We start from the raw sequence: 15,494 nt of genomic DNA, 5'->3' as shown, positions 1-15,494 counted from the left end.
AAGCGTCGTCAGCCCAAGACCCGAGCCGCGACGTTCCGCGCCTCCATGGGATCGCTGGTGGCCAGTACCTCCTCGGCGGCGCGACGGCACTGTTCCTGGGACACCGTGCCTATCTTGGCGCCAACGCCGGACACCGCAGCACCTGCGCAGGACAGCGACGTCACCCCGAGCCCCACCAGCACGCATGCGAGAAGAGGATCGGCTGCTGCCTCGCCGCACACTCCCACGGGCTTCCCGGCCGCGAGTCCCGCCGCAGCGGTGCGCGCGACGAGGTCGAGGACCGCAGGCTGCCACGGATCGGTGAGCGCCGCGAGTTCGGAGGACATGCGGTCGGCAGCCATCGTGTACTGCGCAAGGTCATTCGTACCGATGGACAGGAAGTCGACGTGCCGGAGCAGGCGGTCCGCGAGCAGCGCCGCGGCCGGTACCTCGATCATCACGCCGGGGGTCAGACCCCGCGCCCGGACCTCGGCCGCAAAGTTCTCGGCCTCCGCGGTGGTGGCGATCATCGGTGCCATCACCCACGGCTGTGACTGAGTCTGTTTCGCCGCAGCAGCGATGGCGTCGAGTTGCCTACCGAGAATGCCCGGGTTCTGAACCGCGATGCGGATTCCCCGGACGCCGAGCGCCGGGTTGGCCTCGTCTGCCGTAGTGGCGAAGCGCAGCGGCTTGTCCGAACCGGCATCCAAGGTGCGGATCACTACCTTCCGACCGGAAAACGCCTCGAGCACCTCCGCGTAGATGTCCGCCTGCTCGTCGACACCGGGTTCGGAATCACGGTCGAGGAAGCACAGTTCGGTGCGGAAGAGGCCGACGCCTTCGGCGGCGGTCTCCCGTGCGGATCTGGCGCCGGCGCCATCCTGCACGTTGGCGAGGATCGATACGGGTCGGCCGTCGCTGGTCTGCCCCGGACCCGACCACGTCGAAATCCTCGCCCGCTCCGCTCGGCCGTGCTCGACCGCGGCCCGCGCTTCGGCCGGATCCGGCTCCACCACCACTTCGCCTGCCGCACCGTCGAGCAGCACGGGAGTGCCTGCCGGAACCGACTCGAGATCGTGTACTGCCACCACGCACGGAATGCCGAGCTGCCGCGCGATGATCGCGGTGTGGCTGGTCGGCCCCCCGAGCAGGGTGACGAGTCCGACGATCGACGCGGGGTCGAGACCTGCGGTGTCTGCTGGAGCCAGATCCCGCGCGCACAGGATCGACGGCGCGTCGGGAACGGGAATGCCTGGTTCGGGTAGACCCCGGAGTTCCGACACGACCCGATCGCGGATGTCGCGCAGATCGGTCACGCGTTCGGCCATCAGCCCACCCATCTTGGTGAACAGCGCCGCAAACTGCTCGGTTGCTTCAGAGGCTGCTTCTTCGGCGGGCGCCCCGCCGGCAATCAGCTTCTGAGCTGCGCCCAGCCATCCCCTGTCTGCCGCCATGGCCGCGTTGGCCTGAAGGACCTCCGCAGCAGCTCCCGATACGGTGGCTGCCCGATCGCGCAGGCGCTGAGCGACCACCGCTGCAGCTTCCTCGAAGCGAACTTTCTCCTGGTCGCGCCCGGATTCGTCCACCCTCGGCAGTCCGCTGGTGACCTCAGGTCGAGCGGCGGGCCAGATGACCGGCGCATAGGCGATGCCCGGCACCACCGGGGTACCTCGCACGATTTCACGGTTCTCGGTCATCGGGTCCTCCTGGCCGGTCGGTTCAGTCATCGCGTGGTTCGCACACGCATCAACTCTGTGACGGAGATTACTCTCAACTCTTGACATGTCAACACAGTCGGGCGTAAAACAACATGACACAACATTTCGTGTGATGCGGACCATATCGGACTTCGCCCCGATCGGACTTCCTCACCGAACTTCTTCGAGACAAGGAACGGGGAGACGGTGTACCCGGAAGAACGTCAGCAGGCAGTCACCACACTGATCTCGCAACGCGGCCGCATGTCGGTCGCGGATCTCTCCGACACCTTCGGCGTCACCACCGAGACGGTCCGGCGGGATCTCGCCCTGCTCGAGCGGCTGGGACACGTCCGACGCGTGCATGGTGGCGCGGTGCCCGCAGGATCTCTCACGGTCACCGAACCGGGCATGACGGAGCGGGACCACACCCGCGCCGAGCAGAAGGACCGGATCGCCAAGCGCGCGGCCTCGTTCCTGCCTCCCTCCGGGGGAAGTGTGCTGTTCGATGCGGGAACGACCACCGGCCGGATCATCCCGGAACTGCCGTCCGACGCCGACCTCACAGTGATCACGAACTCCGTGCCCATTGCCGCCCGGCTTGCCGGACTGAACTCGGTCACCCTTCATCTGCTCGGCGGCCGGGTGCGGGGTGTCACCCAGGCTGCAGTCGGCGAGGAGGCATTACGCATTCTCGACGTTCTTCGGGTGGACGTCGCATTCATCGGCACCAACGCCCTGAGCGTCGGCCACGGTCTGTCCACACCGGACACCGACGAGGCGGCGGTGAAGCGGGCCATGGTCCGATGCGCCAACCACGTCGTGGTGGTGGCCGACTCGTCCAAGGTGGGGCGCGAGCACCTGGTGAGTTTCGCACCCATCCACAGCGTCGACATTCTCGTCACCGATTCCGACATCAGCCCCGCAGACCGAGCCCATTTCCACGACCAGGGAATCGAGGTGGTGATCGCATGATCGTCACGCTGACCGCAAATCCGAGTATCGACCGCACCGTGACCCTCGGGGGACGGCTCGAACGCGGCTCCGTCCTTCGCGCTGTCGCCACCCATAACGATCCGGGTGGCAAGGGTGTCAACGTGGCGCGCGCCCTGACCTCCGCCGGCGTCGCCACGGTGGCGATCCTCCCCGCCAACGCCGGCGATCCGTTGCCGTCCACCCTCAGGGACAACAAAATCGAGCACGTCACCGTGGCCATGTCCGGCTCGGCCCGCACCAACATCACGATCACCGAACCCGACGGCACCACCACGAAGATCAACGAACCCGGTGTCCCGATGACGGCTCAGTCCCTCGCCGATCTGCACACCGCGCTTTCCGAGTTCGGTGCGCGTGCCGACTGGGTCGTGCTGGCTGGTTCCCTGCCGCCCGGTGTTCCGACCGACTGGTACGCCACGCTTGTCGAGTCGCTGCGCTCGGCGTCCTGCAAAGTGGCGGTCGACACCTCCGACGCTCCCCTGCTGGCCTTGGCGGAACGCTTTCCCGCCGCCGCACCGGACCTCGTCAAACCGAACAGCGAGGAACTCGCCCAGCTCACCGGCTACGACGGTCGCCTACTCGAAGAGGCCGCGCTGCAGGGCGATCCGACTGCGGCCGCCCACGCAGGAAGGCTGCTCCTCGATCGCGGCGTCGAGACGGTACTCGTCACCCTGGGAGCGGCCGGTGCCGTTCTGGTGACGAACGACGGTTCCTGGTGGGCGACGCCGCCACCCATCGTCGCGCGAAGCACCGTCGGGGCCGGCGATTCCTCGCTGGCCGGTTACCTGGCGGCGCACGTCGCCGGTGCAGCCCCTCCGGAGTGCCTACGATCCGCCGTCGCCTACGGCAGCGCGGCGGCGGCCCTCCCCGGTACCACCCTGCCGAGTCCCGAACACGTGCACAGGGACGCCGTCACTGTGACCGCCCTCACCTCCCCCGCCCCCGATCCGGCCTGACCCGAAGGACACCCCATGTCTCACTCCACTCCCGACCGCGATTCGGGGCCGCAGATCATCAGCGAAGATCTGATCTCCCTGGATTCCGACCTCGGAGCATCCAAGGAGGACGTGATAGCCGCGCTCTCCACCCGGTTGGCCGACGCCGGCCGGGCCACCGATTCGGACGCTCTTCGCGACGCCGCGCTGGCACGCGAATCACAATCCGCGACAGGCCTTCCCGGTGGAATCGCCATTCCCCACTGCCGAGCGGAGGCCGTGTCGGCTGCCTCCCTCGGCTTCGCCCGGCTCGCACCCAAGGTCGACTTCGGCGCCCCGGACGGCCCCGCCGACCTGGTGTTCCTCATCGCCGCCCCGGAGGGCGCCGGCGCCGAGCACATGAAGTTGCTGTCCTCACTCGCCCGGGCGCTGGTGCGTCCCGACTTCGTCGGTGCACTGCGCGAGGCGTCCGCCCCGGCCGACGTGGTCACCCTCGTCCAGGACGTGCTGTCCCCGGCGCCGGCCACTGCCGCGGCCTCGACGCCCGCTGCCGCCACACCCGAACGGGCCGCCGCCGCACCCGAACCCGCCGCCGCACCTGAACCGGCCGCCGAGGATGCGTCCCGCCACATCGTCGCGGTCACGGCGTGCCCCACCGGAATCGCGCATACCTACATGGCCGCCGACTCCCTCGTCGCCGCCGGTGAGCGTGCGGGCGTGAAGGTGCACGTGGAAACCCAGGGTTCGAGTGGCAGCACTCCACTAGCCCCCGGACTGATCGCAGGCGCCTCCGCTGTCATTTTCGCCACGGATGTCGGCGTGAAAGGCAAGGAGCGGTTCGCGGGCAAGCCCGTGGTCGCCTCCGGCGTCAAGCGCGCAATCAACGAGCCCGACGTCATGATCACCGAGGCTCTGCGCGCAGGGATGAACCCGTCGGCCGCGACGGTGGGGGGCAGCGCATCCGCCGAGCCCGCGGAACCCGCCGGCTCGATCGGCTGGGGCACCCATCTACGTCAGGTCCTGCTGACCGGTGTCAGCTACATGATCCCCTTCGTCGCCGCGGGCGGCCTGCTGATCGCCCTCGGTTTCCTGCTCGGCGGGTACGAAATCTCCGGACCCGCCGAGGACATCGTGCTGAACAACTCCCTCGGCAGCCTGCCCGAGGGCGGTCTCACCACCTATCTGGGTGCAGTGCTGTTCCAGCTCGGTTCGCTGGCTTTCAGCTTCCTCGTTCCGGCCTTGGCCGGTTACATCGCCTTCGCGATAGCCGACCGACCCGGCATCGCACCCGGTTTCACCGCCGGCGCGGTAGCAGTATTCGTCGGAGCCGGCTTCATCGGTGGCCTGGTCGGTGGGCTCATCGCGGGTGTCGTCGCCCTGTGGATCAGCCGGATCGCCGTTCCTCAGTGGTTACGCGGCCTCATGCCGGTGGTCATCATTCCGCTCTTCGCGACCCTCATCGTGGGTGCGCTGATGTTCCTGGTGCTCGGCCGTCCCCTCGCCGCCATCACGTCCGGCCTGACCAATTGGCTCAACGGGCTGTCCGGTACTTCGGTCATCTTCCTCGGCATCATCCTCGGACTGATGATGTGCTTCGACCTCGGTGGTCCGGTGAACAAGGCCGCCTATGCCTTCGCGGTGGCAGGACTCAACGTCAACGATCCCGCCTCACTCCGCATCATGGCGGCCGTCATGGCGGCCGGAATGGTTCCGCCGCTGGCCATGGCACTCGCCTCCACCGTTCTGCGGCCGAGCTTGTTCAGTGAGGCGGAACGGGAGAACGGTAAGGCCGCCTGGCTCCTGGGTTCGGCGTTCATCTCCGAGGGCGCCATCCCGTTCGCCGCCGCCGATCCCCTACGCGTGATCCCGTCGATGATGGCCGGGGGCGCTGTCACGGGCGGCCTGATCATGGCGTTCGACGTGACCCTGAGCGCACCCCACGGCGGCATCTTCGTGTTCTTCGCCATCGGCAACCTGCTGTGGTTCCTGGTCGCCCTGGCCGCCGGCGTGGTCGTCGCCGCTCTCTGTGTCGTCGGAGCCAAAGAATTCATCAAACCCGGCGCGTCCGACGCCGAACTCGACCCCGACGTTGCGACAGTCGCAGCATAGGAAATACCACCGCGAGACAACCCGAACAGACCAAGGAGAGATCCATGCCCAGCACCACAGTCGCCGTTGGTTCGTCCATCGGACTGCACGCCCGCCCCGCCGCCGTCATCGCCGAAGCGGTGGCCGCTGCCGGAGTCCCCGTCACCCTCTCGGTCGCGGACGGCGAACCGGTCGATGCCGGCTCCGCACTCCTCATCATGACGCTCGGCGCCACCAAGGGCACCGATGTGACAGTGACCAGCGACGATGCGGATGCCGTCGAGAAAGTGGCTCAACTGGTGGCGGCAGATCTCGACGCATAGGACACACGAAGCCACCTCGTTCCGCGTCCGGAGCCCTGCACGCGCCACGCGCCACCACACCCGGCCGGGCAGGGCCCCGTTCGCGTTGCTACCCCGCGCCGCCGGCTTCGACAGCGGTCAGTCTCCGCTGCAGATGCAGGCGTTCGGGTTCCGTGCCGACGAGGGCGAGCGCCTCCCGGTACGCCGCCGCGGCCTCGGAAAACCGACCGAGGCGGCGCAGCAGCTCACCCCGGGTGGCCGGGTAGGGGTAATAGCCGCGCAGCCGAGGCTCGTGGTCCAGCTCCTCCACCAACGCCAATCCTGCTTCGGCTCCGTCGCGCATCGCCACCGCGGCCGCCCGGTTGAGGGCCACCACCGGCGACGGTGCGATCGCGAACAGGACGTCGTACAGCGCCACGACCTGCGGCCAATCGGTGGTCGCCACGTCCGCCGCCTCGTCGTGGAGTGCAGCGATCGCCGCCTGCACTCCGTAAGGCCCGGGCGGGCCACCGGTCAGCGCGGTCAGCACCAGCGCGCTGCCCTCCTCGATCGACGCGCGATCCCAGCGTCCGCGGTCCTGGTCCTCGAGCAGCACAATTTCTCCATCCGGGCCAGTTCGGGCCGCGCGCCGAGCATGAATCAACAGCATCAGTCCGAGGAGCCCGGCGACCTCTCGTTCGGCGGGTAACAACCTACGAAGGATGCACCCCAGCCGGATCGCTTCCTCGGCGAGATCGAGCCGTTGCAGGTCCGGGCCCGAACTCGCTGCGTAACCCTCGGTGAAGATCGAATAGATGACCTGAAGCACTCCCGGGAGGCGTTCCTGGAGCTCGTCGGCGCCGGGAACACGGAACGGAATCCGAGCGTCACGAATCTTCTTCTTCGCCCGCACGATCCGCTGGGCCATCGTCGCGGTCGGAACGAGGTATGCCCGCGCAACCTCCGGCGTCGTCAGGCCAGCGAGGCAACGCAGCGTCAGGGCACCCCGATCTTCGGCGGGAAGGGCCGGATGGGCACAGGTGAAGAAGAGCTGCAGCCGCTCGTCCGGCAGGTCGCTGCCGACCTCCACGGGTGCGACGGGATCGGCCCGATCAGCCTCGACTTGGAGGACTGCGAGCCGGGCGGCATAGGACTTGTCGCGCCGCAACCGGTCGACCGCCCGTCGCCGCGCCGTGGTCAGAAGCCACGCCCCCGGCTTGGCAGGCACACCTTGCACCGGCCAATGAACGAGCGCGGCCTCGATCGCTTCGGAAGACACCTCTTCGGCCAGGTCGAGATCGCCGAAGCGACGGACGAGCGACGCCAGCAACCGACCGCGTTCCTCGCGGAACACAGACTCGACTGTCCGTTCGATCCCAGGCGTCCCCTCGTCCCTCACGGTCAGGCCCCGAAGTCCGCGATCGGTCGCACCACTACGGAACCGCCCCCGCGTGCGCCGGGACAGCGGGCCGCCCAATCGAGTGCGACGTCGAGGTCCGGCACGTCGATGACATAGAAGCCGCCCAGCACCTCGCGGGTCTCGGCGAAGGGCCCGTCCGTGGTGATCGACCGGTCACCGTCGGGCCCGACGCGCACCGTCGTAGCGGTGGTCAGGTCGGCCAGCGACTCGCTCGCGACCACGATGCCTGCCTCGGTGACCTGCTTGTCGTAGACCATCCAGTCTTCGACGGTGCACTGGGAGGTCGCATCCGCCGAAGCGGCGTTGATCAGCATCATGTATTTCATGTTCGACTCCTCTTGTCGTTCCGGCACGGTTGCCGTACACCATGACGACGAACGGGACGCAGCAGAATCGACACGCCCTTCAGAACATTGTTGCGATCGGGGCTATTTTGGGCGATCGGCCCTCACGCCGCACCTATTCAGCGGGGGCGCCGAAGGCACGCGTAGGCCACGACCGCGATGAGCCCGCACAACGCGACTGCCCCCACTCCGATCGACAGCCCGGCGGAGGAACTCTTCTCCTCATCGGGCACCGCTGCGGAAGAGGCGTGACCCTGCGCCATCGCCACCGCCCCTCGGAGCACCTGAACCGGGGGTATGGGACCGTCCCGCGCCTCGGAGGCAATGAGAAGATCCCCGTCCTCGGTGAACGCCACCGCCTCACCTTGCGGCTGCGCAGGCAGGTGCACCCGGACGGTGGGACCCGCGGCCAAAGCCGCCGCGACATCACCATCCGGGGCGGCGAACAGGAACACGTCGGAGTAACTGCGCACCGCCGCAACGGTTCCGTCCGCGGATACCGCACCTCCGGTGAGCATGGTGGAATACATCGCCGGGGCCGTGGTGCCTGCGCCCGTGGTCGCATTGCCGGCCCCGTTCGGTTCCGCGACGTCGAGTGACCCCACCCTCTCGAGCGGGGTCGGCCCGGGACTGGCCAAGGCGTCGACAGAAAGTCCTCCCGCAGGCCGGTACACGATGCCCGGCCCGAAGACCTCCTTCGTCACGATCAGCGGTGTGCCGTCACGCTGGACCAGCACCGTCTCGGCGTCGTGCGGGCCATCCGGATACGTGAGCCGGTGCAATTGCCCCGCCCCGGTCGCGCGGTCCATTCCGATCAGCGCGACCGTCTCCCGCTTGCGACCGTTGTCGCCGATGTCGGCCAGCCACAGACGCCCGTCCGGGCCGGTTGCCAGATCCTCGACGTCGTAGGGATCGACGGGCACCGACAGCCAGCCGGTGACGCCGCAGGAGCCGTCCAGGTCCGCGACAGCACGATCGGAGCCGCTGTCACCGACCGCGTAGGACCGGCCCCCCACCGACACCAGTCCGGACAACTCGTCGAGCGACGCTTCGTCGGGGATCGATCCCGGATCGACTGTGTGCGGGATGCAGAACGGTTCGAAGTCGGACGCTTCCACGGTGATCTGATCACCCAGGATCGGCTGCGCCGAACCCGACCCGGTAGTCACCAGGGGTGCACAGACGGCCACGACTGCGACCACTCCCGCAGTCAACCACCGGGACCGCTCAGGCACTGCCGGCGTACTGCAGCAGCGCCGACGCCAGGGCCTGCGGCACACGCGCGTGGATCAACGTGCCGTCCTCCTCGTGCGAGGATTCGAGGATCTGTCCGTCGGAGTGGATCCGGGCCATGAGATCGCCCCGCGAATACGGGAGACGCACGTTGACCTCGATCTCGGGTCTGAGCAGCACCTCGTCGAGCTGTGTCCGCAGTTCGGCGATTCCCTCACCCGTGCGGGCGGAGACGAACGCCGCACCGGGCAACAGTCCGCGGAGCTGGGTCAACGTGACCGGATCGGCTGCGTCGATCTTGTTCACCACGATGAGTTCGGGCGGCGCCGGCGCGTCGTTCTCCCGGATCACCTCGGTGATCACGGCATGGACGGCGCGGATCTGATCGAGCGGCAACGGGTCGGACCCGTCCACCACGTGCAGCAGAAGATCCGCATCCGTCACCTCCTCGAGTGTGGACCGGAAGGCCTCGATCAACTGCGTGGGCAGGTGCCGCACGAAACCGACGGTGTCGGTGAGGATGTACTCGCGGCCGTCGTCGAGCGCAGCCCGACGGGTGGTCGGGTCGAGGGTGGCGAACAGGGCGTTCTGCACGAGCACCCCGGAGCCGGTGAGCGCGTTGAGCAAACTCGACTTTCCGGCGTTGGTGTAACCGACGATGGCGATCGACGGCACCTCACTGCGCAGGCGCCGGGTGCGCTTGGTGTCGCGGGCGGCCTTCATACCCTTGATCTCGCGCCGCAGCTTCGCCATCCGCTCACGGATGCGACGCCGGTCGGTCTCGATCTTGGTCTCACCCGGTCCGCGCAGACCCACACCACCGTTGCTGCCGGCGCGACCACCGGCCTGCCGGGACATGGACTCACCCCAGCCGCGCAGACGCGGCAACATGTATTCCATCTGGGCCAGCGCCACCTGGGCCTTGCCCTCTCGGGAGGTGGCGTGCTGGGCGAAGATGTCGAGGATCAGGGCCGTCCTGTCGATGACCTTGACCTTGACGACCTTCTCCAGTGCGGTGAGCTGCGCAGGAGTGAGTTCACCGTCGCAGATGACGGTGTCCGCCCCGGTGGACAAGACGACCTCGCGTAGCTCCTGCGCTTTACCCGAGCCGATGTAGGTGGCGGCATCAGGCTTGTCCCGCCGCTGCACGAGGCCTTCGAGGACCTCGGATCCCGCGGTCTCGGCGAGAGCGGCCAGTTCGGCCATGCTCGACTCGGCCTGCGCTGCGGTGCCCTGAGTCCAGACACCGACCAGGACCACGCGTTCGAGTCGGAGTTGTCGGTACTCGACCTCGGTGACGTCGGTGAGTTCGGTGGACAGGCCGGCAACTCGGCGCAGCGCGCTGCGATCCTCGAGTTGCATCTCGCCGACCGAGGGCCGCCCATCGTCGTGGGCGAACTCACCGGAGTCCGAGATCGGCGATTCTTCTGTGCGATGTGATTTCGTCATACACCCTCATGATCCCACGGAATGTCGAGGGTGCGCACGTCCATTTCGCGCAGGGCGATCAGGTGAGCGCGTTCCACCACGAATCGTCGACAGTGCCCGACGCCACCAGGACGGACGGCCCGCGTAGGGTCGCCCGTCCGTTGGACAGCGAAACAGTGACCTGACCACCGGGAATGCGGACGATGACTTCCCCCGAGTCGGCGCCCTCGTGACGCAAAGCAGCTGTTGCCGCGGCGACCGTTCCGGTCCCGCAGGAGCGTGTCTCCCCGACCCCACGCTCGTGGACCCGCATGTCGACTGCACCCGAATCGATGCGGGTTAGGATCTCGACGTTGACGCCGTGCGGGAAGAAGCCGGGGTCGAAACCGGGCGCGGCGGTCAGGTCGAGCGCGGAGAGTGATGCGGCGGTGAGGTGGGGGTCGACGCACGCCAGATGCGGATTTCCGACGTCGATGCCGATTCCGTTGAACACTTTGCCGTCGAGGGTGGCAGCGCTCGATCCGAGGTCGCGAACCTTTCCCATGTCGACGGTCACCTCACCGAGCGGACCCGCGGCCGAGTGGACGACGACAGGCTTACCCCCGGCACGGCTGCCGACCACGAACTCGTCGCGTGTCTCGAGTCCGGTGGACAGAAGGTAGTGGGCGAAAACCCGGACGCCGTTGCCACACATCTCGGCGAGAGAACCGTCCGCGTTGCGGTAGTCCATGAACCAGTCGTCGGCGGACGTTCCGTCGGGCAGGTCGGCGAGGACACCGGCCTCGGCGAGCGCGCCCGCCTTGGCGACCCGCAGGACGCCGTCGGCGCCGAGTCCGCGCCGGCGATCGCACAGTGCCTTCACCCGCGGCACCGTCAGGTCGAGGCGCACGTCGAGATCGGGAAGGACGACGAAGTCGTTCTCGGTTCCGTGCCCCTTGCTGAAGTCCATGGGTCCCACCTTATCCAACCGGGGTGCGCGCCCACCCGGACCGCGCTTGTCCGCGGCCGCTCATCGTCGCTGCCGGGCGATTTCATAGAGAGCCACGGCACCGGCCGACGGTGCACCGAGCGAACTGGCGGCGCCGCCGATGGGAATGTTGACCACGGTGTCGCAGGCCGCTCGCCACGCGGCGCTCATGCCGCGAGTCTCGTTGCCGATCACCAGAAGTGTGCCTCCGGTGAAGTCGTGGGCGTCGATCGTGACGGAACCTGTCTCATCCGTTCCCACGATGTGCAGATCGGTGCCGGCCGCTCGACGTGCGTCCCGGAAGGCGAGGATGTCGTCGACCGAGGACACGGTGACGACCGGCATCGCGAAGAGCGAACCGGTGGAGGCGCGCACGCTCTGCGGGTCGAACGGGTCGGCGCCGTGCCCTACCACGACGACCGCGTCGGCACCGAATGCGTTGGCGGACCGGACAAGGGTGCCGAGGTTGCCCGGCGAGCTCGGCCGGTCGAAGACCACGATCAGCGGACTCGCCTGCAGCTGCAGATCTTTCAGTCGCGGTGCGCGGATCTTCGCCACGGCGATCAGTTCCGGGGCGGTGTCGGCCTTCTCGCCCAACTCCCCCATCAGTTCGGCACTGACACCGATCTGTTCGATCGACCGGGCGCCGCGTACGTCGCGGGCCCACTCCGACAGGGGTGGGCCGTCGACGCGGTACAGCAGCGATTCGATCGGCCACTCGTAGTCGAGCGCCAGCGTGAGGGGGCGCACACCCTGAATCAAGAAGCGCCCCGCTTTCGAGCGTTTGCTGCGGTTGGTGAGGTAGGACTGCCACTGCTGGAAGCGGGCATTGCGAGCGGTGACCAGGAGATTCGAGGTCGGGCGGTTCCGTCCGGACGGCGTGCGGCTCATCGTTCTCCCGGTGTCGGCGGTTGTTGCAGCATTCGGACGGTCGTGTCGGCGAGGTGTGGATCGCTGCCGTCGACCCAGCGGATACGCGTGTCCCGGCGGAACCACGACCGCTGACGGCGCACATAGCGACGAGTCCCGATGAACGTGCGCTCCCGGGCCTCGTCCAAGTCGTATTCCCCGTCGATCCACGCGAGTACCTGCGCGTAGCCGATGGCGCGCGGTGCGGTCACCCCTTCCCGCAGGCCCACGTCGATCAGACCGCGCACCTCCTCCACGAGACCGCGATCGAACATCAGCTCGGTCCGGAGTCCGATGCGTTTATCGAGCTCCGCGGTCTCCCTGTCGACACCGACAATGCGTGTGCCCCAGCGTGGTTCACCGATGCGGGGCGCAGACGCCGAGAACGGCCGACCGGTGATCTCGACGACCTCGAGGGCCCGCACCAGACGTCTGCCGTCGGTCGGAAGGATGGATGCGGCGGCATCAGGATCCACCCGGCTCAGCTCCGCATGTACTGCGGCGACACCGTGCTCGGCGAGGACGGCTTCCCACCGGGCGCGCACCGAAGGGTCGGTGGCCGGGAAGCTCCACTCGTCGAGCAGGGACTGCACATACATCATCGATCCGCCGACGATGATGGGGACGACGCCACGCGCCGCGATCGCCTCCACGTCACGGACCGCAGCCCGTTGGTAGTTCGCCACCGTGGCGGTCTCGGTCACGTCGAGCACGTCGAGTTGGTGGTGCACGATGCCGCGTCGCTCGTCGGGTGCCAGTTTCGCGGTTCCGATGTCCATGCCGCGATAGAGCTGCATCGCGTCGATGTTGACGATCTCCCCGCCCCACCGTTCGGCAAGGTCGAGGGCAAGCTCCGATTTCCCGGTGGCCGTGGGCCCGACGACCGCCACTGGAACCGGCGACGTCATGGACGCCACTCCCCCACGTGGTACGCCACTCCGTACGGCGCCGCGCTGTAGAGCGTCCGGCAGGAGGAAGGGGGCGCGTCGAACACGCCGGCGAGCACTTGCCACGGAACCCGTCCACCGAGCCCCAGTTGGTTGCACAGCCCCGGTTCGAGGGCGAGAAGAGCATCGCGGTCGCCTGATTCCAGCGCCGCATCGACTCGGGCCTGTACTCCCTCCGCTCGCGGGTCGAACGCACCCGGCGCCTTCGCGGTAAGGGTGTTGGCCCCGTCCGCGACAATCACGAGGCCGCGGGGCTCGTCATCTCGGTCGAGGAAGTCCCGCAGTGCCGCGCCGTACTCGGCGCACCGCTCGACCGGCAGGTCGGCGGCTAATATGCGGGCGTCGACCACCGCGTCCGGCGCCCAGGTTCCGCGTATCCATCCGGCTGTCAGTGCCGCGAGCGGTAGCTCCGGGTCCGGATTCTCGGCGTGTCCGGGCCGCAGCGTGACCCGAACGTCGACCCCGTAGCCCAGGTACGTGCCCTGCGCCTCGGAAGGCACATCGACGGTGGTGGCGCCCGCACCTACCGCAACCCACTCGGAGGAGAGCGCCGACAACGCCTTGGCGGCCACCGCCACCGCGTCCCTCAACGATGCCGTCTCTGCTGCCGCTGCGCCCGCCAGTTCAGGGACCAGAAGCGGCGGTGAGGGCACGAGAATTGCGGCGGTGAACACACGCGTCACGCTAGTCGACCGCCCGAACGGACCCGACATCCGATTCGGCGCCTGCACTCGTTCGGTACCAACGGTGCCAGTCTGACCTGATTCAATAGTCCCCAGAGCCCGTACCGGGTTCAATGGAACCAGCCCTGCCGGGTCGGTATGGAGCCGGTAATGCGTTCAGGCAGCCGTGACGCGCGGCAGAGATGAGGAAGCGATGACCGACAGTAGCGACGCACAGCCCGCCGTGGAGCCTGCCGCCGAGCAGCACGACACGCCGAAGCCGAGTGTCCCTAAACCGGGCGGCGCCGCGAAACCGGGTGCACCCAAACCGGGCCCCACGCCGAAGCATGCACTCTCCGCCCCCGCCGTCGCAGCCCCGCCCGGGAGCGACCCCAGCAAGTTCGGCCGGGTGGACGACGACGGCACCGCGTGGGTCAAGACCGCCGACGGTGAACGGCAGATCGGTTCGTGGCAGGCCGGTGACGCTGCCGAGGGGCTGGCACATTTCGGTCGGCGATTCGACGACCTCGCCACCGAGGTGGCCCTCCTCGAGGCCCGGCTCAACTCCGGAGCCGGAGACGCGAAGAAAACCAAGGCCGCGGCGATCGCCCTCGCCGAATCGTTGCCGACCGCAGCGGTGATCGGTGACATCGAATCGCTCGCTGCCCGACTCGATGCCGTCATCGCCGGCTCGGACGAAGCCGCCGCGCACGCGAAACACGAGAAGGAAAAGTCGCGGCAGGCACATACCGAACGCAAGGAGGAGCTGGCCGCCGAGGCCGAGCGGATCGGCGCGGAATCCACACAGTGGAAGGCCGCGGGAGATCGCCTCCGCGAAATCCTGGAAGAGTGGAAAACCATTCGCGGAATCGACCGGAAGGTCGACGATGCGCTGTGGAAGCGTTACTCCAAGGCGCGCGAGGCATTCAACCGACGCCGCGGCGCGCACTTCGCCGAACTCGATCGCGAACGGGCGGCGGCGAAGACGAAGAAGGAAGAGCTCGTCGCCCGCGCCGAGGCCCTTGCCGACTCCACCGAGTGGGGACCCACCGCCGGGGCGTTCCGTGATCTCCTCGCCGAATGGAAGGCCGCCGGCCGCGCTCCCCGCGAAGCCGATGACGCACTGTGGAAGCGGTTCAAGGGCGCTCAGGACATGTTCTTCGCCGCGCGCAACGCCGCCTCCTCCGAACGCGACGCCGAGTTCGAGGAGAATGCGGTCGCGAAGGAGGAGCTGCTGAAGTCCGCCGGACACATCGATCCCACCAAGGACATCGACGCTGCCCGAGCCGCGCTACGCGACTTGCAAGAGAAGTGGGATGCCATCGGCAAGGTGCCCCGCGAGCGGATGCACGACCTCGAGGGCAAGTTACGGGCCATCGAGAAGCGCGTGCGCGACGCCGCCGACGAACAGTGGCGCCGCACCGATCCCGAGGCTCTCGCCCGGGCAGCGCAGTTCCGCGAACGCGTCAGCCAGTTCGAGGAACAGGCCGCCAAGGCGACCGCGGCGGGCAAGACCAAGGACGCCGAAAGTGCGCTCGCTCAGGCGCAGCAGTGGCGTGAATGGGCCGAGGCCGCGGAAGGCGCCGTCAGCGGACAGTAAGTCGCGAG

The 15,494-nt window shown here is 68.1% G+C and carries 14 protein-coding genes; 5 read left to right on the top strand and 9 right to left on the bottom strand.

Features of this window, described 5'->3' with window-relative positions; genetic code table 11:
• Nucleotides 1-8: 8 nt before the first annotated feature.
• A complete protein-coding gene (gene ptsP, locus ACH49N_RS01870) occupies nucleotides 9-1,676 on the bottom strand; it encodes a phosphoenolpyruvate--protein phosphotransferase (RefSeq protein ID WP_317764603.1) in 1,668 nt (555 codons plus the stop codon).
• 207 nt (nucleotides 1,677-1,883) lie between these two features.
• Here ptsP and ACH49N_RS01865 point away from each other — a divergent pair, with 207 nt between their 5' ends.
• From ACH49N_RS01865 to ACH49N_RS01850, 4 genes are read left to right on the top strand one after another with little or no spacing between them, the layout of a single operon-like run.
• Nucleotides 1,884-2,651 (top strand): DeoR/GlpR family DNA-binding transcription regulator, encoded by a 768-nt coding sequence (locus ACH49N_RS01865; protein WP_159926334.1) that lies wholly within the window; start codon nucleotides 1,884-1,886, stop codon nucleotides 2,649-2,651.
• Entirely contained in the window at nucleotides 2,648-3,628 is a 981-nt protein-coding gene (gene pfkB, locus ACH49N_RS01860) for a 1-phosphofructokinase (RefSeq protein WP_159926333.1), read from the top strand. Before ACH49N_RS01865 ends, pfkB begins: the two co-directional genes overlap by 4 nt.
• 15 nt (nucleotides 3,629-3,643) lie before the next feature.
• Nucleotides 3,644-5,716, top strand: a complete 2,073-nt coding sequence (locus tag ACH49N_RS01855; protein ID WP_358270402.1) for a fructose-specific PTS transporter subunit EIIC — start codon at nucleotides 3,644-3,646, stop codon at nucleotides 5,714-5,716.
• A 44-nt stretch (nucleotides 5,717-5,760) separates the two neighbouring features.
• Nucleotides 5,761-6,018, top strand: coding sequence for an HPr family phosphocarrier protein (locus ACH49N_RS01850; protein WP_109330731.1), 258 nt, complete (start codon nucleotides 5,761-5,763; stop codon nucleotides 6,016-6,018).
• A gap of 88 nt (nucleotides 6,019-6,106) precedes the next feature.
• On the opposite strand, the gene ACH49N_RS01845 is transcribed toward ACH49N_RS01850, so the two are convergent.
• From ACH49N_RS01845 to ACH49N_RS01810, 8 genes are all read right to left on the bottom strand, one after another.
• Nucleotides 6,107-7,381, bottom strand: a complete 1,275-nt coding sequence (locus ACH49N_RS01845) for an RNA polymerase sigma factor (protein WP_397504408.1) — start codon at nucleotides 7,379-7,381, stop codon at nucleotides 6,107-6,109.
• Nucleotides 7,378-7,722 carry a YciI family protein gene (locus tag ACH49N_RS01840; RefSeq protein ID WP_159926331.1) on the bottom strand — a complete coding sequence of 115 codons (345 nt, stop codon included), beginning with the start codon at nucleotides 7,720-7,722 and terminating at the stop codon, nucleotides 7,378-7,380. Before ACH49N_RS01840 ends, ACH49N_RS01845 begins: the two co-directional genes overlap by 4 nt.
• Nucleotides 7,723-7,859: 137 nt before the next feature.
• Nucleotides 7,860-8,975, bottom strand: coding sequence for a hypothetical protein (locus ACH49N_RS01835; RefSeq protein ID WP_358270406.1), 1,116 nt, complete (start codon nucleotides 8,973-8,975; stop codon nucleotides 7,860-7,862).
• Nucleotides 8,968-10,422 (bottom strand): GTPase HflX, encoded by a 1,455-nt coding sequence (gene hflX, locus ACH49N_RS01830; RefSeq protein WP_213571743.1) that lies wholly within the window; start codon nucleotides 10,420-10,422, stop codon nucleotides 8,968-8,970. The genes ACH49N_RS01835 and hflX overlap by 8 nt, the downstream gene beginning before the upstream one ends.
• A 58-nt stretch (nucleotides 10,423-10,480) precedes the next feature.
• Nucleotides 10,481-11,350, bottom strand: coding sequence for a diaminopimelate epimerase (gene dapF / locus ACH49N_RS01825; protein WP_358270408.1), 870 nt, complete (start codon nucleotides 11,348-11,350; stop codon nucleotides 10,481-10,483).
• 60 nt (nucleotides 11,351-11,410) lie between these two features.
• Complete coding sequence (locus tag ACH49N_RS01820; protein WP_250763904.1) at nucleotides 11,411-12,259, bottom strand: RNA methyltransferase; 849 nt, start codon at nucleotides 12,257-12,259, stop codon at nucleotides 11,411-11,413.
• On the bottom strand, nucleotides 12,256-13,185 hold the full coding sequence (miaA, locus tag ACH49N_RS01815; protein ID WP_358270411.1) for a tRNA (adenosine(37)-N6)-dimethylallyltransferase MiaA: 930 nt from the start codon (nucleotides 13,183-13,185) through the stop codon (nucleotides 12,256-12,258). Before miaA ends, ACH49N_RS01820 begins: the two co-directional genes overlap by 4 nt.
• Nucleotides 13,182-13,898, bottom strand: coding sequence for a class III extradiol dioxygenase subunit B-like domain-containing protein (locus tag ACH49N_RS01810; protein ID WP_358270413.1), 717 nt, complete (start codon nucleotides 13,896-13,898; stop codon nucleotides 13,182-13,184). Before ACH49N_RS01810 ends, miaA begins: the two co-directional genes overlap by 4 nt.
• Before the next feature lie 202 nt (nucleotides 13,899-14,100).
• Here ACH49N_RS01810 and ACH49N_RS01805 point away from each other — a divergent pair, with 202 nt between their 5' ends.
• Nucleotides 14,101-15,486 carry a DUF349 domain-containing protein gene (locus tag ACH49N_RS01805; protein ID WP_159926321.1) on the top strand — a complete coding sequence of 462 codons (1,386 nt, stop codon included), beginning with the start codon at nucleotides 14,101-14,103 and terminating at the stop codon, nucleotides 15,484-15,486.
• Nucleotides 15,487-15,494 lie beyond the last annotated feature (8 nt).

This window comes from Rhodococcus sp. NPDC019647 (assembly GCF_044389235.1).
Classification (GTDB): domain Bacteria; phylum Actinomycetota; class Actinomycetes; order Mycobacteriales; family Mycobacteriaceae; genus Rhodococcus_F; species Rhodococcus_F oxybenzonivorans.
The sequence above is the reverse complement of the archived record's forward strand: the minus strand, read 5'-3'. Positions and strand labels throughout refer to the sequence as shown.

What these genes read in the sequence shown, in the direction of transcription:
- ptsP (WP_317764603.1), bottom strand. Translation starts at nt 1,676, where the DNA reads ATGACCGAGAACCGTGAAATCGTGCGAGGTACCCCGGTGGTGCCGGGC.
- pfkB (WP_159926333.1), top strand. Translation starts at nt 2,648, where the DNA reads ATGATCGTCACGCTGACCGCAAATCCGAGTATCGACCGCACCGTGACC.
- ACH49N_RS01855 (WP_358270402.1), top strand. Translation starts at nt 3,644, where the DNA reads ATGTCTCACTCCACTCCCGACCGCGATTCGGGGCCGCAGATCATCAGC.
- ACH49N_RS01850 (WP_109330731.1), top strand. Translation starts at nt 5,761, where the DNA reads ATGCCCAGCACCACAGTCGCCGTTGGTTCGTCCATCGGACTGCACGCC.
- ACH49N_RS01840 (WP_159926331.1), bottom strand. Translation starts at nt 7,722, where the DNA reads ATGAAATACATGATGCTGATCAACGCCGCTTCGGCGGATGCGACCTCC.
- hflX (WP_213571743.1), bottom strand. Translation starts at nt 10,422, where the DNA reads ATGACGAAATCACATCGCACAGAAGAATCGCCGATCTCGGACTCCGGT.
- dapF (WP_358270408.1), bottom strand. Translation starts at nt 11,350, where the DNA reads ATGGACTTCAGCAAGGGGCACGGAACCGAGAACGACTTCGTCGTCCTT.
- ACH49N_RS01820 (WP_250763904.1), bottom strand. Translation starts at nt 12,259, where the DNA reads ATGAGCCGCACGCCGTCCGGACGGAACCGCCCGACCTCGAATCTCCTG.
- miaA (WP_358270411.1), bottom strand. Translation starts at nt 13,185, where the DNA reads ATGACGTCGCCGGTTCCAGTGGCGGTCGTCGGGCCCACGGCCACCGGG.
- ACH49N_RS01805 (WP_159926321.1), top strand. Translation starts at nt 14,101, where the DNA reads ATGACCGACAGTAGCGACGCACAGCCCGCCGTGGAGCCTGCCGCCGAG.